The sequence below is a fragment of the Mycobacterium sp. OAE908 genome (genome assembly GCF_017872775.1).
Taxonomy (GTDB): domain Bacteria; phylum Actinomycetota; class Actinomycetes; order Mycobacteriales; family Mycobacteriaceae; genus Mycobacterium.
Genome location: NZ_JAGGJL010000001.1, coordinates 3,533,959 through 3,550,342, shown reverse-complemented (window position 1 = coordinate 3,550,342; position 16,384 = coordinate 3,533,959). Strand labels below are relative to the sequence as shown.

Genomic DNA, 16,384 nt, shown 5'->3' with positions numbered 1-16,384 from the left:
GCAGTTCCGAACTGAGCGCGGTTCATGCATCCCTTCCCGCGATAGCCTCACCGACGATGCGGTCGACGTGACCCTTGCCAAGCAGTTTGTTTCTCACCAAGCCGTAGCCGAGCACCAGAACAACGCTCAAAGCCAGGCCCAGCGCGCCGGCGTGGAACATGAACTGCCACATCGAACCTACTCGTACGGGCGCGCTGCCGCTGTCCACGAGCGTGAGGTCGACGTTGGAGGTGTCGATGCCACCGATTTCGCGCGTCAGCTGCATCAGGTTGGCCGCCACCGCGTTCGCGGTGCGCCTGGTGGACGTCGGATCGCTGCCCGTCACGATGATGTCCATCAGGGCGGAGTTGGTGACCACGACGGCTATCCGTCCGGCCAGGTCGCCAGGTGTGTCCTGAAGGCCCAGTTGGTCGATGGTGCGCATCGTGACCTGCGGACTGCGGGCCAGGCTTTGAATCGTCAGCGTCCGCGAGACCGAGTTCAGATGTCCGTAGTAGGCATCGACCGGCGTCGCGCTGCCCTTCGTCGTCGCGAACACCTTGGCGGTCGAGCTGTAGACCGGATCCGACGTCTGCCATGCCAGCCAGCCCGCGCCAACCGAAAGCACCGTCGCGCACAGGATCACGATCCATCCGTTGCGCAACAGCTGGGCGTAGTCCCGCACCAGAGGCGCGTTGGCCGGCGACTTCATGAGGCACCCACGCAGACGTCGTTCGGCTTCACCCCGTTGAAGCGGTTGGTCAGCCAACTCAGTGAGGTCTGGATGATCTGGTAGTTGGTGGTGGAGGTGTCGCCGATCTGCCTCATCACCACGATGGGATCGCCCTTGCCGCATGCGTTTTTCAGGGCGCGGGCGATGCCTGCCTGCGGAACCAGCGTGTCGTCGGTGGCGTAGACAACCAGGATCGGTGCGATCGCAGGACCCGCGTTCCCCGGTAATGCGCTGGCACTCAACAGATCACGCAGTGCGTTGGCCGCGGCATCGTCGCGCGGACGCAGGTCGTCGGCCTTCACCTGGGATGCGATCTTCTGCGCCCCGTTGGCGTCGGTCGGCGCGCAGTCCGTCAGCAGGTCCCAGTTGTCCTTCGCCACCCCCGAGCGGTAAAGGTCGAGATCGAAATCGGGCGTGTGCTGGGCGGTGTTCTGCAGCAGCACCATCATCAACCGCTCCTGCATGGCACTCAGCGCGCCCTTGTTCGCGATGTCGACCAGCGGCGAAAGATCCGAGAACGGCGAAAGAGAAACGGCGCCAACCATATTGAGCCCGCCGCCATAGTCTCGCGCTCGTTCCGCCGCCGCCCACGCCGCCAGGCCGCCCTGGCCGCTGCCGTCGGCCGCCCAGTTCACCCCGGCGTCGGGCGACACCTTGCGTGCCGCGCGGACCGCGTCAATCATGTTGTTGCCCAACGCCGTCCAGTCGGTGGCGTTGTGGTCCTCGCCCTTGACGCCGAGCCCTTGGTAGTCGGACATGACGACCACGTAGCCGCGATTGAGCAAGGTCACCATCGCCGACGAGTAGCCGCCGAGTTCCTTGGCCATCGACGGCGCACACTTCATGTCAAGCCCGGTCAGCGAATGCCCGAACGAGACGATCGGCCAGCCGCCCTTCGGCGCTACCCCCGCGGGCACCGCCACCACGCCCGAAACCTGAGTCGGCTCCCCGGTGCTCGACGTCGAGCGATACACCACTCGCACCGCTGACGCGTTGGCCGACTGCAGGACCGAACTCTCGGTGTACGGCCTCGCGTCGATCAGCGAGCCGGGTCCGTCGTCGGTCATGTTCGCAGGCGGCAACTGGGCCGCACCGGCAAACGCCGGGACCAACGCCCGCTGAGGCCGGTTGTAGTCGGGCGGCGGCGCCGGCGGACTCGGCGCGCAGCCGGCGAGAATCGACATCACGCCGACTACGGCTACGACTAGCCGCAAACGCACGATCAGCTGCTTCCGTGCCGAGCCCTGGGACGCCGCGGGCTCCCCGACCCCACGAGCTGACCTTCCTGGGAAGTGATCACGGCAGTGTCGTCGGAGCCGCCACCGCCGCCGCGCGAGGTCGCATCGCCCTGCGGGCCGCCGCTTCCTGCAGCGTCCTGCTCGATCTGCTTGCGGTGCGCACGCTTGCTCAGCATGCCGACCCGGTCGAAGGTCGCCACCGGCCCGAGGATCCGAACGTTGGCAGCCTGCAGGGTCTGGATGGCGCGACGCAGGGCCGAACTGGTGGTCCGGCCGATCCGGGACAGCACCAGGACGCCGTCGCACAGCGCGCCGACGTTGGCGCCGTCGGCGTAGGTGCCCAGCGGCGGCGTATCGACGATCACGTAGTCGAATCCGCGCGCAAGATCTTCGAACAGCGCACCGGCCCGGTCGTTGGCCCACAGCTCCCCGGGCCGCGGCGGCTTGGGTCCAGCAGGCAGCAGCGCGATGGCATGTGCGCCGACGGCTACCTCGCCGATCAGAACCTGAGGCAGTGCGTGCTCACCGGCGAGCACCGTGCTGACGCCGCGCTCGGACGCACCGATCCGGGCCTGCGGTTCGAGCGTGAGCCGGTCGGCGAGCACCGGATTGCGCAGGTCGCCTTCAACCAGCACGACGGAGCGGCCCGACTCGGCGAGCGCCGCCGCCAGGTCGATCGCGGTGGTGGTCCGGCCTTCATCGCTCGATGCGCTGGTGATCGCCACGGTCCGCGCAGGGCCTTGAGCGCCTGGCGGCACGGAGAAGCGAAGGTTGGTCCGCAGCTCACGCACACGCTCCGCGTAGAGCCCATTGCCGTCCAGGTCGACGACCTCGACGCGGGGCCGGGCCGAGTCTTCCGGCAGCGCGCCGATCAGGTTCGTTCCTGCGGTCCCCTCGATCGACTCCCGGCCGCGCAGGCGCTTGTCGAAGATGCCCCAGAGGACGGCGGCGATGATGCCGACGAGCAGACCACCCGCGGCGCCAAGACCCAGAATCGTCCAGAAGCCGAGGCCGTTGGCCTCGGTCGGATAGCTCGCCTCGTCGACGACGACAACGCCCGCGGCAGGGCTGCCACCGCGGCGTGAGGTTTCGAGTTCACTGACCAGGCCGACGAGCTGATCGGCGACGGCATTCGCGTAGGTCTGCGCCTGGGCGGGATTGGGGTCGGTGACGCTGACGTCGAGCAGGACGGTCTTGCCTTCCGGTGCGGCCGAGATCGCAGCGCGGAGGTCCTCCGGCGAAATGGGCGCCTTGAGCTGATCGACCGCTCGGGCTGCCACTTGTTCGCTGGTGGCCAAGCCAGCATATGAATTCACACGTTCCTGCGAAAAGAGATTGTTCTGGTACGCCTCTGTTACCGAAGTGCCGTTCTGAGTTGCCACGAACAGCCGGGCGGTGGATGAATATTCGGGCGTCAGAAAAAGCGTCGTTATGTAGCCGGCGGCCGTGCCGACGATCGTCAGGACTACTACCAGCCACCAGTACCTGCGAAATATGCGCAGGTAATCCATGATCTCCAAGATCAGCCCTTTCGAGAAACTCGGCAAACAATGACTAGGGTATCGGGTTGTCGCGCCCGCGGCGCCTATGAACTTCTTGGGGCAAGCTGGTGTCGCGTCGCTCGACCTGACACCATAGACCCCGTGAAGCCCCGCTGGAATCTGCTCGGCAAATACATGTTAGCCGTCGCAACGGTTGCTGCAGTCCCCGCAGGGGTCTGGGCGGTCATCAGCCAAGGCAGGATGCCGACCTTTGGCCTGGTGGCCCTCCTAGCGTTCGTCGTCGGGGTCTACGTCGGTTTGCGGCACCCGCTGTGGCTCTTCTGGGGCCTGGCCATCGTGATGGGCGCAATCCCGTTCGGATACCTGCCCGGCGTGCACGTGCCGATGTATCTGTTGTTCGCTGCAGGGGTTCTGCTCGCCGTACTGATTCATACCACCGAGCGCAGCTCGCTCAACAGGCTCGAAGTTGCGGTGTTGCTGTTGGTTCTCGCGTCGGGCATCTCTGTGATCGCCACCGGTATCTCGCTGTTCAGCTTGATGTCGTTCACCAGGTGGGCCATCGCCACCCTGCTGGTCGTGGCGCTGCTGCGGTTGTCGCGGGAAAACCTGGCCAAATTCGGGCGGGTTTTTGTGGTGTCGGCCTCGGTCAACGCCCTCGCCGGCATCGCCATGGCCACCGTTGACCAGCAACAACGCATCCTGAAACCACTCAAGGTATTCGGCTACGGCGTGGGCGCCGAACTGCGTCAGAACACCGCGCTCTACGTCTACTCCGATGAGGGCTCAGGCGTGGTCGGCAAGACGATCCGACTCGGCGGCACCTGGGTGCTGCCGAACAGCGCGGGCTTCTGCCTGACGATCGCCTTGGTGATGTGCCTCGTCCTGTTCCGCGGCTGGATCCGCGTGTCACTGTCGGTGATCCTGTTCGCGGCCATGCTGCTCACCTTGAGTAGGGCCACCCTGTTCAGCGTGGCCGCCGGGCTCGTGCTGGTGTTCCTGTTCCACAGCATGCGGGCGCGCGATCGCCAGGTCGCGATAGGCGTGGTGGCCGTCGGCGCCGCCGCCGCGTTCCTCACCCCGATGATCCGCGACCGCATCCTCGCGTCGTTCGCCAGCGAAGACAAAGGACGATCGGACCGCGTGGCGGCGCTGCACAATTTCCCGCACCAACTGTCCGGACATTGGGTTTTCGGCCTGGGCTGGGATCGACCCGAATTCCGCAGTGGACAAGCGGCCCAGTCGCTCAACTACGTGTCGAATGCACCGCTTTTGACGGTCTATCGAGGCGGCATCATCACCGGCCTGGTGTTTGTCACCATCCTCCTTATCGGCTGTTTCTTGGGGTACCGCGCGATGCGCTCCCCATCGCTACCGAATGCCGTTTTCGGCGGTGTCTTCATCGGCACAGCCGTCGTTTATATGAATTTGGCTCAGTCGGTCGTCGACATGCCGGTGATGGCATTGCAGTTCGCGATGTTCCTGGCGTTTATGGTCTACGTCGACCAATCGCGCAGATTGGCGAAAGACGAAGCGGCGCCTCGCGAAACCGCCGCCGGGCCACCGGCCGCGGCGCCGACGCAGCCGGTGCCTGCCGGCGCCCGATAGCGCGGCCGGCTACCGCTACGCCGTTCAGTCGAAGAGGCTGGGCAAGCCCTGCATCGAGGCCGCGGGTTCGACACCGAGCACGTTGGCCAGCAGCGAGGGAGCGACGTCCAGGACGTCGACCTCCTTGCGCGACGGATCGCGGGTCACGCCCGCTCCATAGGCCAGCATGATGCCCTCGGGGATGTGGTAAGCGGTGTTGTCGCCACCGACCCGCGACCGGATGATGAAGCCGAGATCCGCAGGGCTTGCGGTCACGTCGCTTTCGGCGCCTGCAGGGCGGAAATGCACCGGCAACGACAGCTCCTGCTGGTCGACCGGATTGTCGATCACGTTGGCGATGCCGAACGTCACCGTGCGGCCTTCCACCCGGAACCGGCCGAACAACTGCCCGATGCCTTCGACCACCACGGACTCGAGCGGCTTGATCGCGGCCTGCGCCTGCGCCTCGTCTGCGAACACCAACGACAGGTGTGGGTACATCGTCAGGCCAAGCTCGGCGGGTGGCAGCCCCAGCCGCGACACCAGCTTGTCGTGTTCGTCGAGGACGAAAAGGCCGATGTCGGTGAACCGCGGATCGACCGGCCCCTGCCCCATGCTCGCGGCCAGTACCAGCATCGAATCTTGGTGCGACGCCAGGTATTTGCGGATACGGCCCAGGTGGCGATCGGTGAAGTCCATAGCCGTCAGGATGAAGCTGCCGTACACCTCGTCGGCGGTGTAGTCATGCTCGTCGGTGTAGCCGGGCACCGCGTCACCCCAGAAGCGGTGCATCATGCTCGCGACGTGGTTGGTGAAGAAGATGGACAGCCGCGGCTGATGCTTGCGATGCAGTCGCCAGTACAGGTCGAAGCTGGGCAACACCTGCATGGAGGCTCGAAGCTGCTTGTAGCGCTCGTCGCGCACCTCGCGAACCAGATGGGTGCCCAGTGTCGTCGCTGAGTGCGGGGTGAGGCCCTGACGCAGCAGATCGACGCCAGTCCCCAAGAGCGACTTCGGATTAAGGGCGGCATCAGACGAGAAGCCGTTCTGGCCCGTCATCGCCAAGTTGAACGCCTGAAACCTGCTCAACGACTCCGGGTAGGTCTTGCTGTCCTGGCTGAAAGTGTCCGGAACGTAGAAGCCGCCGTGGCGGAAATGACGTGCGGGCCAACTTTGCAGCGGCCCGAACAGGCCGACACTCAGCCCCGCGCGCTCGGCCACGTCCCAGATCGGATCGCCGCGGAAGGTGGCCGGATCCTGGCCCAGGTCAAAGGAATTGTGGTCGTACGTCGAATTGTGAAGCGACGGCCACGTGCGCCACGGCTGCAGACCCTGCAACTTCGGGTCGTCGGAATGCCGCGTCGTCAGTGACTGTCCGTTGTCCAGCAGCGCCGCGAAATTCGACTTCGGACGACGCTGTACGTAGTAGTCGACGATGCTCCAGGGCACTTCGTTGAGCTCGTAGAGAATCACGTCTCGCTTACGGCCGGCCATCGGCGCGTCCCCCTCGGGGTCGGTGGTTGCTGTAGCTGGTTGCGCTGTCACGCATCGTATCGGTTCTCGCCTGTCTTCACCGCATGTGCTGGCGGGGCCGAATTTTTTGCGGCCGTGTGGCGGATGCGGTTGCCGCCGAAATGGCGCAAATGTTAACAGCGTGACTGCCGAGGAAACTGTGACAAGACCCCGCAAAGCGGATTTACAGATTCCAGTCAATGATCCCGAATTTGCTAGAAATGCAGTTGGTATGCGTCGGCAATACGGATGCGCCCGTCGCTGCATTCTTTTGCGACACGCCCGACGGCACAGAAGCTGTGAAATTGCTGGTGGATGACCCAAACTTGCCGTGAATCAAGATCGGAATCCACCGTCACTCCTCGCCAACAAGACTTGGAGACATACTTGTGCGACGCGCGCATTATTGGGGTTCTCACCGCACCTTCTTTACGGTCACCATCGCTGTGGCAATTGCGATTATCTGCGTAACCGCAATTGCCGTGGTAATGCCGTCGGGCAAACCGCGGCAGGTGAATGTTATTGACGCCGCAGCAATTAATCCGCTGCCGACAACAATCGGTTTTGCGGATGCCGACACTTACGGCATGACGCAGGCCGATGTCGACAAAACGGCCGCGAAGTGGGCGTTGACCAAAGTCGACACGGTACGGGTGATGATCCCGTGGGCCGGGGTGGAACCCATTCGCGGAGGCACGCTGAATTGGGCCAACGTCGACAAGGTCGTCAATGCCGCAGTGGCGAAGAACCTGGCCGTCATGGGATTCATCAACTCGACTCCATCGTGGGCGGTGGCGCCAGGTGGCCGACCACTCAGCGGTCGGCCGGCATCACCCGATGTGTATGCGGACTTCGCCGCGAAAGTGGCCCAGCGTTATCAGGGCAAGATCGCGGCATACGAAATCTGGAATGAGCCCAACGCGATCACCTTCTACACCCCGACCCCTGATCCGGCCGGCTATACCGATCTACTCAAGGCGGCCTACCCGAAAATAAAGGCGGTCGATCCCTCGGTCACGATCATCGGCGGTGTGCTGGGCGCGGTCATCGACTTCGGAAGCGCGACCATCAATCCGGTCCGCTTTGTCAGTGAGATGTACGCCGCGGGCGCCAAGGACTATTTCGATGCGCTGTCATTTCATCCGTACCACTACACACTGAAGTTCTCCGACGGCGTTCCCGCCGCCAATTCGCCGGTAAACCAGCTGATGGGTATGCGCCAGGCGATGGTCGCCAATGGCGACAGCGCCAAAAAGATCTGGTGCACCGAATACGGCCAACCGACGTCGAAGGTCAGTGAGGCCGATCAAGGCGCATTCATCAAGGACGTGCTGCTCAAATGGCAGGAAATGCCCTACACCGGACCGGTGTTGATCTACACGACGCGCGATCGGGCGACGGGTAGCACCGACGCGCAGGACACCTTTGGCGTTTACCACAGCGACTGGACCCCCAAGCCGGCTCAGCAGGTCATGTTGTTTGCGCCCGGTAAGTCCTTGGAGTTCACCAGGTTCGCCAAGCAGACCAGCCCTGATCTGGGTGAGGTGCTGAGTCCCGTGTTCCGGGCGACGCCGACCGTGTGGGCGCAAATGCGTTCTGTGAGCACGCTTTACGAAACCCCGAAGGCCAGCATGTTCATCACCTCACCGACGCAGGTCGCGCAGTTGCTGATACCCAAGAAGGTGGCGCCGACCACCCAGTTCGCCAACGGGATGCAGGAGTTCGAGAGCGGCATCAAGGCGTGGTGGTCCCAAGCAACCGGGGCGCACTGGCTCGACGGCCAGATGGCCGCGGCCTACTTGCCTGCACTCGGGCTGGCGACCAGCGACAAGTATGCGCCTCAAAGTGGAACCGCCAGAATGGATTTCGAACACGGCTACATCACCTGGGCGCCGTTTACCGGCGTCAAGGTGGTCCTCACCTGATCAGGCGGCGACGGCCTCGGCGCGCAGCAGCGCTTCGACCGCGCGATGAGGCCGTCGCTCCTCCCAGCGCCGCTTGTTGATTTCGTAGAGCCGGCCGGCGGCCTCGACTGCGGCCTGCTTGTCGAGCAGGTAGCGACGGCATTCGTCGACGAAACCGTCGTCGTCGTCGAAGGTTTGCAGGCCGAAGAGCGAGCCGAGGTCACCGACGGCCGCGCTGGTGCCAACGACGGGCAACCCCATCCGCAGCGAGTCGAGGATCTTGACCCGCACACCGCCGCCGGTCTTGATCGGGGCCACCAACGCTCGGCAGGTCCCGAGGAACTCCCCTAGGTCGTCCACGAATCCGAGGTCGCGCACCCCTTCGGGATAGACCGGGTCCGCGGCGCCGGGCTTCTTCTTCCCGATCACACACAACTCCGCGTCGGGAATGCCCGCCGCGATGCGCGGCCACAGCCGCAAGGCATACAAAAACGCCTCTTGGTTCGGCGGCCAGTCACGCAGGCCCATGAAAACCAACCGGCGCGGCGACGTCGAGACGTTCACGGGCTCGACCGGCGGAAGTGTCAGGTCGAGCCAGCGAGCGCGCGGCACCCCATTGGCGCGGTAGAACTCGGCCTCCGGTTCGTCATAGGTGCCGACGGCGTCGGCGGCGCGGGCGACGCGCACTTCATCTCGTCGCAGCCGCGGCGCCTCCAGCCGACCGAGCGCACCTCGACTCGCCCGCCACACCAGCGCCTCGCTGACGTTCGTGTTGACGATCAGCCGCGCACTACGAAATTTGTTGCTGCGCAAGAAAGATTCGGCCATATAGCTGTGCTCGGCGACGAAGACGTCGGAGTCGGCGGCGTCGATCGCGGCCACCAGAGGCGCGGTGTCGAAGCGGACGTGAACGAGGCTGCGACGCTTGCGAACGGCGTCGGCGAGCAGTTGCACGGGTTGCACCTTCGGCTTGGGGATCCGCGTAACGGCAATGCCGCCGGGCAGCTCCGCCGGACCCACCTCGCTGGACAGGCACACCGCCGACACGTCGTAGGCATCGGAGGCGAGCTGCATCATCAGCCTGCCGAGTTCGACGTCACCCGCCCTCTCGGTCACCGGGTCCTTCGACAACAGGAACGTCGCTCTTGGCATTCCACCTCCCCCCGTAGATCGCCATCGTGAAGGTCACCAACAGCAGGAGGTCGCTCACGGACGTCGCGATCGCGGCCCCGACCGCGCCAAGGGGTGATGCCAATGCGGCCAGGATGCCGAATTTGACTGGCACCAAACCGATCACGGACGTCAGCCGGATCACGTCTCGCCGCTGGGCATAGAGAATGAAGGTGAAGACCATGATGATCGTGCGGAACGTGGCGTATGCCGACATCACAATCATCGCGATCGCGAGTTGACGCGGAACCGGCGTGAACAACAACACGATCCCGGTGATCAGCACGATCACGCCGCCCGCCAAACCTATTGCGACAGTGAGGCGCAGCGGCGGCCCCGTCTTCACATCGCCACCGCTGTCGCGCAGGGGCTGGGTATACGTCGCGCCGAAGGCTTGGCCGACATAGCCGATGGCCGAGGCGAGCACCCACGTCAGGTTGTAGTACCCGACGACGGTGGTGTCGGTGAGCCAACCCAGAAGCAGGATGTCGCCCTGAAGGAAGGCCGCGGTGCCGAGCATCTCGCCCGAGAGCACCAGGATCGTCCGAATCGGCCCAGGCCACTGGGGGCGGTGGCCGCGAACGGTGACGGCGGCCAGCACTGCGATCACCACATAGGGGATGCAGTAGGCGATGCTCGCACCGAACAAGTTGGGTCCGTCTGCCGAAAACAGATGCGCACCGAACAGGTAGGCGCAGCCGGCCACGACGCTGCCGATCTGCCGGCTGGTGTCGATCCGAGAGGTGCGGTGAGGGTCTCCTTCGCGCAGTGCGCGCGCCTTGTAGGCACCCACACACAGCTCGCCTCCGGCCGCGAGGATGCCGAACCAGAGGATGTAGTTGATCGGCAGGAAGACCTGTGCGATCACCATCAGCGCGACACCGAGCAGATATCGGCTGGCGCGCTCCCGGACGAAGTCCTCCTCCGGTTCGCGAGCGGCACGCACCACGTACGGGTTGTTCAGGGTCTGCCCCAGCACCGATGTGACCGCGAACCCCAGGCTGTACAAGCCGTACTGGCTGATGCCCAGCTGGTGGATCATCGCCAGGGTCCACAGCAGGCCCGCGGCGCGGCCGCCGTAGACGAACATCAGCGACATCAGCGTCTTGACGGACCGGCGGGTGCCCGCTTCTGGCGCGGTCAGCTCAGGCCCCCTGTTTGCAAGCTGATATCAAGCTGACAATCCCTTTGAGTGGCGGTGCGGCCGTTTTCTGCGGCCGCGTGGCGATAGCGGATTATTTTTTCCGAACTAGATGGAACCGCAAACTCGCCATGGTGACAAGCCGGGCACAGTCGTTCACCCCATTTGCCCTGGCCACGAATGTCGACATGAAGTTGCTGTGAGTCTGCCTGCGCGCCTTCGCGGCATGATCGCAAAACGTGCCCGCGGCTCGGATTGGCATGGCCGATTATCGCGATCTTCCCTGCGCCCGGCCGATACCCGGCCCCTGCGGGCGACCACCGGGCCTATCGAGTAGGCTGTGCCGACCATCGTTCGCCTTCTGCGGGAGTAACGCGTGAGTATTGCTGGGACCCTGAAATTTCTCGTTCTGCAGCGGGTTATGGACTTCCCTGTCCCCGATAGTCCGTTTTTTTACGGCACCGACGGCAAGGGCGACGAAGGTCTCGCCTTTTTCCTCGAGACACTTAAGGGCTCGAAGCGCTACCTGGAATTCGGTACCGGCGGCTCCACGTATTTGGCCGCGAAACACGGCATCGAATTCATCGCCGTCGACTCGGACCCGTTCTTCTTGAAGAGCGTCCGCAAGAAGATCAGCAGCGCTGGGCTGGAGCGGCCGACCGGCCAGACGTACCGCTACGGCGACATCGGATTGACCGGCCATTGGGGTCGTCCCATCGGCTTGCGCGATCCGTCGCCGAAGAGGCTGGAGAAGTTCCGGCGCTACTCCGATCCCCCGGCCGAATGCCTCGAGGGCGGCCGCACCCCCGATTTCGTGTTGGTGGACGGGCGGTTCCGCGTTGCCTGCGTGCTCAAGTCGATTCGCATGCTGCAGAACGAGCGCGGCTGGACGATCGCGATGGACGATTACGGCGACCGGCCGCACTATCACGTGATCAATGAGTTCGCGAACATCGACCGCCTCGTCGGCGGCCGGATGGCCGTGATCACCTCTCTCAAGGACTTCAGCCCCGAGCAACTCGACGCCGCGATCCGTAAGTACGAAATCGATCCCGAGTAACTCAATTCGGCTGCGCGAGGATTCGCGTCCACAGCGCGGCAAACGCCTCTGCCGTGCGCGGTCCTGAGCGGTCCTGTCGCGTCTTCTCGGAATACTCGCCGAGCTCCGTCAGCCTCGCCTGATCATTGACCAGCTGCTCGATTGAGCGCGCCAATTCCGTTGCGACGGTTTCTGGTTGCGAATGGTCGACCGGCACGACGACGGCGCCGGCTTTGGTGTCGAGTTCAGCCAAAGCGCCGTAGCCGGTGGTCACGATCGGCGTGCGGTAGGCCATGGCGTGTGCTACGACACCCGACGCGGGATACGTCACGTCCTGCCAGTGCCGCTTGCCATAGGGCACCACGATCGCGCGGACGGACTCGAAGAACGCGTCCTCTTGGGGACCGTCGACGGCGCCGAGGACTTCGATTCCGTCCTGCCGCGGCAGCGCCTCGGTGCCGCGGCCTGCGATCCGGATCAATATGTCATCGGGCAGGTGCCTGCGAATACCTTCGATCTGCTCGAATCCCTTGCCGCGGTAGACATGTCCGAAGAAGCCGATGGCTTTCGGGCGCTCCTGGACGGGCCGGATCGTCGGCCGGTCGCGCACGATGTGCGGGATGTGAACAGCGGACAGGCGGGGGTAGCGCTCTTCGATGGACCGCCTGCCCGTTTCGGTGAGCGCGACGAGCGTGCGACCGGTGTAAACCCGGCCCTCCAGCGCTGTGGTCAGTTTCTGCGATGTGAAGTGCACACCGTGGAAGATCAGGCGGCTGCGGTGCAGGAATCGTGCCGACCACGGCCACCAAACCCCTTGGGGCGGATCGTGAATGGTCGCTGTCACCGGCACACCTGGTAGGCCCACGATCGACCAGAACGGCACAAACCCGCCGGCCGCCAACTCGGCGTGTACCAACACGCGGCCCTGCGGTGCGGTGGCGACGGCCTCCCTGACTTCCTTTCGGGCACGCCTGGCCTCGGCTACCCTGTCCTCGCCAGGCGACCCGCACCTGACCTCCACCACCTCGCCGAAATGCCGGCGAACCGGCGTGATGAAGTCTTCGGAATAGTCGCCGACCGCGGTCTTGCCGCGCGCGGGCGCGACGAAAACCAGCCGATAGTCCTTGAGGTCGGCCATCAGTGGAACAGCGGCCGATAGCTGGCGCTGTATTTCAGCGCCTCCGGGTCCCGCTTGCCGATCACCTTGGCAGGCACGCCGCCGACGACCTCGCATTCACCGACGTCCTTGGTGACCAGAGAGTGCGCGGCCACGACCGCGCCCCGATTGAGTATGCACGGCAACGTCATTGCCCTGCTGGCAATCCAGACGTAGTCGCAGATGACGGTCGGGATGCCCGGGATCGGCAGGAAGTCGGGCTGGTTGATGTCGTGGCCGCCGCCGACGACGTGCACGTCGCTGGCGAGCGTGACGTTGTCGCCGATCCACACGCTGGCGCGCGCGTCGATCATGCACCGCATGCCGATCGTGCTGTTCTCCCCGATCCTCAAGAACTCGGGATCGAGGATCGTCGTGGTCCGCATGATCGACGACCCCTTGCCGATCTTGGCGCCCGCCAGTCGCAGGAAGCCCAACCGCACTGTGTGCGACGGGATGTAGGTGACGAACATGTTGTACAGCAGCGTGGCGAGGCGGTTACGTACCTTCCGGGGCAGGCTGATGTCCTGCATCTTGTAGCCGACGAGCTTCTCGCCGTCTTCGGAGAGCTGGATGACCGGCCCTGGGACGATCGTCAGATCAGGAGCGACCTCGAGCTTGCGAGCTATGTCCGCGGGATCCGCCTTCTGAGGTTCTTTCCACATGTGCCTGCTCCTGTCGTAAATCGGAAATCACCATCGCCTTGACGATTTCGTCGAAGTCAGTGGTCGGGCGCCAGCCGAGGACGTCGCCCGCCTTGGTGGCATCGCCGACGACCGCGGCGCCCTCGCGAGGACGCAGAAATGCGGCATCGGTCTCGACGTATGCCTGCCAGTCAGGAATACCTGCGGCACAGAACGCCGCGGCGACGAAGTCGCGGACCGAGTGGGACACACCGGTGGCGACGATGTAGTCATCGCCCTTGCCGTGCAGCGCCATTCGATACATGGCGTCGACATAGTCGGGCGCCCAGCCCCAGTCGCGCTCGACACCGAGGTCACCGAGCACGAGCCGGTGCTGGCGACCCGCGGCGATCGCGGCCACTGCCTTCGTGATCTTGCGAGTCACGAATCGCTCTGGGCGGCGCGGTGATTCGTGGTTGTAGAGGATCGCGTTGCAGACGTCGAGTCCCTTGTCGCGGTAGACCTGACACAACATGTGGCCGAACGCCTTGGACGCGCCATAGGGTGAGATCGGCCTCAGCGGGGTCTCTTCGGTCTGCGGCGACGTGTCGGCGCCTGCGAAGATCTCGCAACTCGACGCGTTCACCATCGCGATCCGTTTGGCCGTGCGATCCTGCGCAACAATGCACGCGTCGAGAAGGGCGGCGGTGGCAAGCGAGTTCACCCGCGTCGTCGTCGCCGGGTCCTGCCATGACGCGGCAACAGAGGAAACGGCGGCGAGGTGAAAGACGACGTCCGGCTTGACAGTGGTCATCAACGCGATGAGTGCAGGGACATCGGTCAAGGCGTCGCGCGGAACGCCGTGCACGTCGAAGCCGTTGCGCTGCAACAACTGCGACAGGTAGTAGCCGTCCTGCCCGGTGATACCGGTGATCAGCGCCGTGCTGCTCGCGCCGACAATCGACATCAGTCGCCGGCCAATTCGTTCACGATGCCGTAGAGCCGCTCGGCGAAATGCTCTTCACTGAACTGCTCCACGTGACGTCGGATCTTGTCCGGATCGAACTGCATCTGCTCGAACCGGTCGATCGCCTCGGCGATGGCCTTGGGCTCCGGCTCGTCGAAGTACACCCCGGACAGGCCTTCGTCGACGGTGTCCAGGAACCCGCCCCAGCGCAGTGCGACGGTGGGCCGGCCGCGCAGCCCCGCTTCGATCGGCGTCAAACCGAAGTCCTCGTAGCTGGCCGCGATGAGCGCTTGGCAGTTCTCGTACAACCACGAGATCTGACCGTCGGTGAGGTCCGAGAGCATCAGCACATTCGGCGTCTTGATGCCGCGTAGCCTTTCGGCCTCGGGTCCACGGCCAACCACCACCAGTTTGCGGTCGGTGTCCGCGAAAGCCCGGATGATGACGTCGACGTTCTTGTACGGCAGCAGCCGGGAGACGCACAGGTAGAAGCCGCCGTTCTCCGCGCCGGTGCCATTCAGGGCTGGAATCGTCTCGGCTGCAGCAAGATTCGCCGTTTCGGCGGGACCAAAGACCAGCTCGGACTCGATGCCGTATGCCTCGGTGATGCGTCCCTTGATCAGCGTCGAGATCGCCAGATACTTGTCGGCAGAGCGCGCCATGCGCCGATCCCACGCCTTGAGGTATGGGCTCGTTGCGGCGAGGCCGACGCGCTTGGCGAAGCTGGCGTCCTCACCGAGGTACTTGTCCGGCAGGTAGAGCCAGCGCGCGGGAGAGTAGCAATAGACGAGCTTGCGTCCCCTGGTGCGGAAGCCGTGGGCCCATCCGCTGCTGCTGGTGAGGACCACGTCGGCATCGACGAACATCGACTGGGCGAACGCAGGCCAAATGGGGAGTCCCAGCCGATGGTGTTTGCGCAACGGCCCGATCTTGTTCGCCGCCGAAACCCGAATGTCGCGTTCGGCAAATTCCGGATAAGTCGTCGCCGGGTCGTATAGCAACGTGTAAATCGGTGCGTTCGGGAAGGCCCGGCTCATCGAAAGAACCATCTTCTCGGCGCCGCCCAACTGTGTGAGGTAGTCGTGGGCGATCGCCACCTTCGGGCCGTCGACACCGTCGTACCTGCGATCTGGTTGCACGCTGGTAATCCCCTTGAAAGGCTGTGCGGACGACGGACGGGAGTCGGCCGGGCCGGAGAGCGTGCCCGACGACTCCATTAGAACTGCAAACGTACCGTACTCACAACCCGTGCCAAAGATCGCCACGGCAAATCCCGGCAAATGGCGGATTGCGAGTTTCGGTCTACCGAGACGCCGTCCCCAACTGCCGCTTCGCGACCGTTACGAGCACGTCGTGCGGCAGCGTCACTCACACCCGTACACCTGGGCAAAACGGGCCGGTTGCGAATAGAATTCGGGCTGGTGCGTTGTTCGCCCACCGAAGGCCTGGCGCACTGGACTGGGCGCGATGACGGAGTTGACGTGGCCGACTGCTGCTCGCCGCTACGGATGAGTTCTTAGCTTGACGGTGAGGTAAATTTTGCAGGCGCGCACGAATGTAGCCGTCGTCAATGGCCATGGATTGGGAATCTGTCACGCGGTGAACGCAACTGCCAGACGTTTGCCCACCTGCCAACATCACGTCGAGCGGAGTCCCGCGGTGCGCTGGCCGAAAGCTGCTTTTGCGCACCCATCAAGTTACGGGTTATCGTGGATTCAATGGCGCGTGTGTTAGCCACCTGTGTGCGCGTCGGCCCGCAGTTTCGTCCAGCGGGAGAGCAAGGTCATTGCAACTCCGGCGTGCTAGCCTCGGGAGTCTGGCAATTAAGTTTCTTTG

The 16,384-nt window shown here is 64.3% G+C and carries 13 protein-coding genes; 3 read left to right on the top strand and 10 right to left on the bottom strand.

Going from position 1 to position 16,384, the window contains the following annotated elements; all coding sequences use genetic code 11:
* Positions 1–22: 22 nt before the first annotated feature.
* Genes J3E61_RS17480 through J3E61_RS17470 form a run of 3 tightly spaced genes read right to left on the bottom strand, consistent with a single transcriptional unit; the run spans position 23 to position 3,470 of the window.
* A complete protein-coding gene (locus J3E61_RS17480) occupies positions 23–691 on the bottom strand; it encodes a hypothetical protein (protein ID WP_192721747.1) in 669 nt (222 codons plus the stop codon).
* Positions 688–1,932 carry an alpha/beta hydrolase gene (locus J3E61_RS17475; RefSeq protein ID WP_192721748.1) on the bottom strand — a complete coding sequence of 415 codons (1,245 nt, stop codon included), beginning with the start codon at positions 1,930–1,932 and terminating at the stop codon, positions 688–690. The genes J3E61_RS17480 and J3E61_RS17475 overlap by 4 nt, the downstream gene beginning before the upstream one ends.
* A 2-nt stretch (positions 1,933–1,934) precedes the next feature.
* Complete coding sequence (locus J3E61_RS17470) at positions 1,935–3,470, bottom strand: protein tyrosine kinase (protein WP_192722447.1); 1,536 nt, start codon at positions 3,468–3,470, stop codon at positions 1,935–1,937.
* A 123-nt stretch (positions 3,471–3,593) separates the two neighbouring features.
* On the opposite strand from J3E61_RS17470, the gene J3E61_RS17465 reads away from it, so the two are divergent.
* Complete coding sequence (locus J3E61_RS17465) at positions 3,594–5,057, top strand: O-antigen ligase domain-containing protein (protein ID WP_192721749.1); 1,464 nt, start codon at positions 3,594–3,596, stop codon at positions 5,055–5,057.
* Between the two features lie 24 nt (positions 5,058–5,081).
* Here the strand turns inward: J3E61_RS17465 and J3E61_RS17460 are convergent, their stop codons facing one another.
* Positions 5,082–6,581, bottom strand: coding sequence for a hypothetical protein (locus tag J3E61_RS17460; RefSeq protein ID WP_210084395.1), 1,500 nt, complete (start codon positions 6,579–6,581; stop codon positions 5,082–5,084).
* A 455-nt stretch (positions 6,582–7,036) separates the two neighbouring features.
* Here J3E61_RS17460 and J3E61_RS17455 point away from each other — a divergent pair, with 455 nt between their 5' ends.
* Positions 7,037–8,473, top strand: coding sequence for a cellulase family glycosylhydrolase (locus J3E61_RS17455; protein WP_210085600.1), 1,437 nt, complete (start codon positions 7,037–7,039; stop codon positions 8,471–8,473).
* On the opposite strand, the gene J3E61_RS17450 is transcribed toward J3E61_RS17455, so the two are convergent.
* The gene (locus J3E61_RS17450) at positions 8,474–9,604 is read right to left on the bottom strand and encodes a glycosyltransferase (protein ID WP_192721751.1); all 1,131 of its coding nucleotides are present in this window, start codon (positions 9,602–9,604) and stop codon (positions 8,474–8,476) included.
* Positions 9,549–10,721 (bottom strand): hypothetical protein, encoded by a 1,173-nt coding sequence (locus J3E61_RS17445; protein WP_210084394.1) that lies wholly within the window; start codon positions 10,719–10,721, stop codon positions 9,549–9,551. Before J3E61_RS17445 ends, J3E61_RS17450 begins: the two co-directional genes overlap by 56 nt.
* Positions 10,722–11,184: 463 nt before the next feature.
* Here J3E61_RS17445 and J3E61_RS17440 point away from each other — a divergent pair, with 463 nt between their 5' ends.
* Entirely contained in the window at positions 11,185–11,823 is a 639-nt protein-coding gene (locus J3E61_RS17440) for a hypothetical protein (protein WP_210084393.1), read from the top strand.
* 1 nt (position 11,824) lies between these two features.
* Here the strand turns inward: J3E61_RS17440 and J3E61_RS17435 are convergent, their stop codons facing one another.
* The 4 genes from J3E61_RS17435 to J3E61_RS17420 are packed head-to-tail and all read right to left on the bottom strand — an operon-like array spanning position 11,825 to position 15,765.
* Positions 11,825–12,940, bottom strand: coding sequence for a glycosyltransferase family 4 protein (locus tag J3E61_RS17435; protein ID WP_210084392.1), 1,116 nt, complete (start codon positions 12,938–12,940; stop codon positions 11,825–11,827).
* A complete protein-coding gene (locus J3E61_RS17430) occupies positions 12,940–13,623 on the bottom strand; it encodes an acyltransferase (RefSeq protein WP_192721755.1) in 684 nt (227 codons plus the stop codon). Before J3E61_RS17430 ends, J3E61_RS17435 begins: the two co-directional genes overlap by 1 nt.
* Positions 13,559–14,548, bottom strand: coding sequence for a GDP-mannose 4,6-dehydratase (locus J3E61_RS17425; protein ID WP_210084391.1), 990 nt, complete (start codon positions 14,546–14,548; stop codon positions 13,559–13,561). The genes J3E61_RS17430 and J3E61_RS17425 overlap by 65 nt, the downstream gene beginning before the upstream one ends.
* A complete protein-coding gene (locus tag J3E61_RS17420) occupies positions 14,548–15,765 on the bottom strand; it encodes a glycosyltransferase (protein ID WP_192721757.1) in 1,218 nt (405 codons plus the stop codon). The genes J3E61_RS17425 and J3E61_RS17420 overlap by 1 nt, the downstream gene beginning before the upstream one ends.
* Positions 15,766–16,384: the final 619 nt, after the last annotated feature.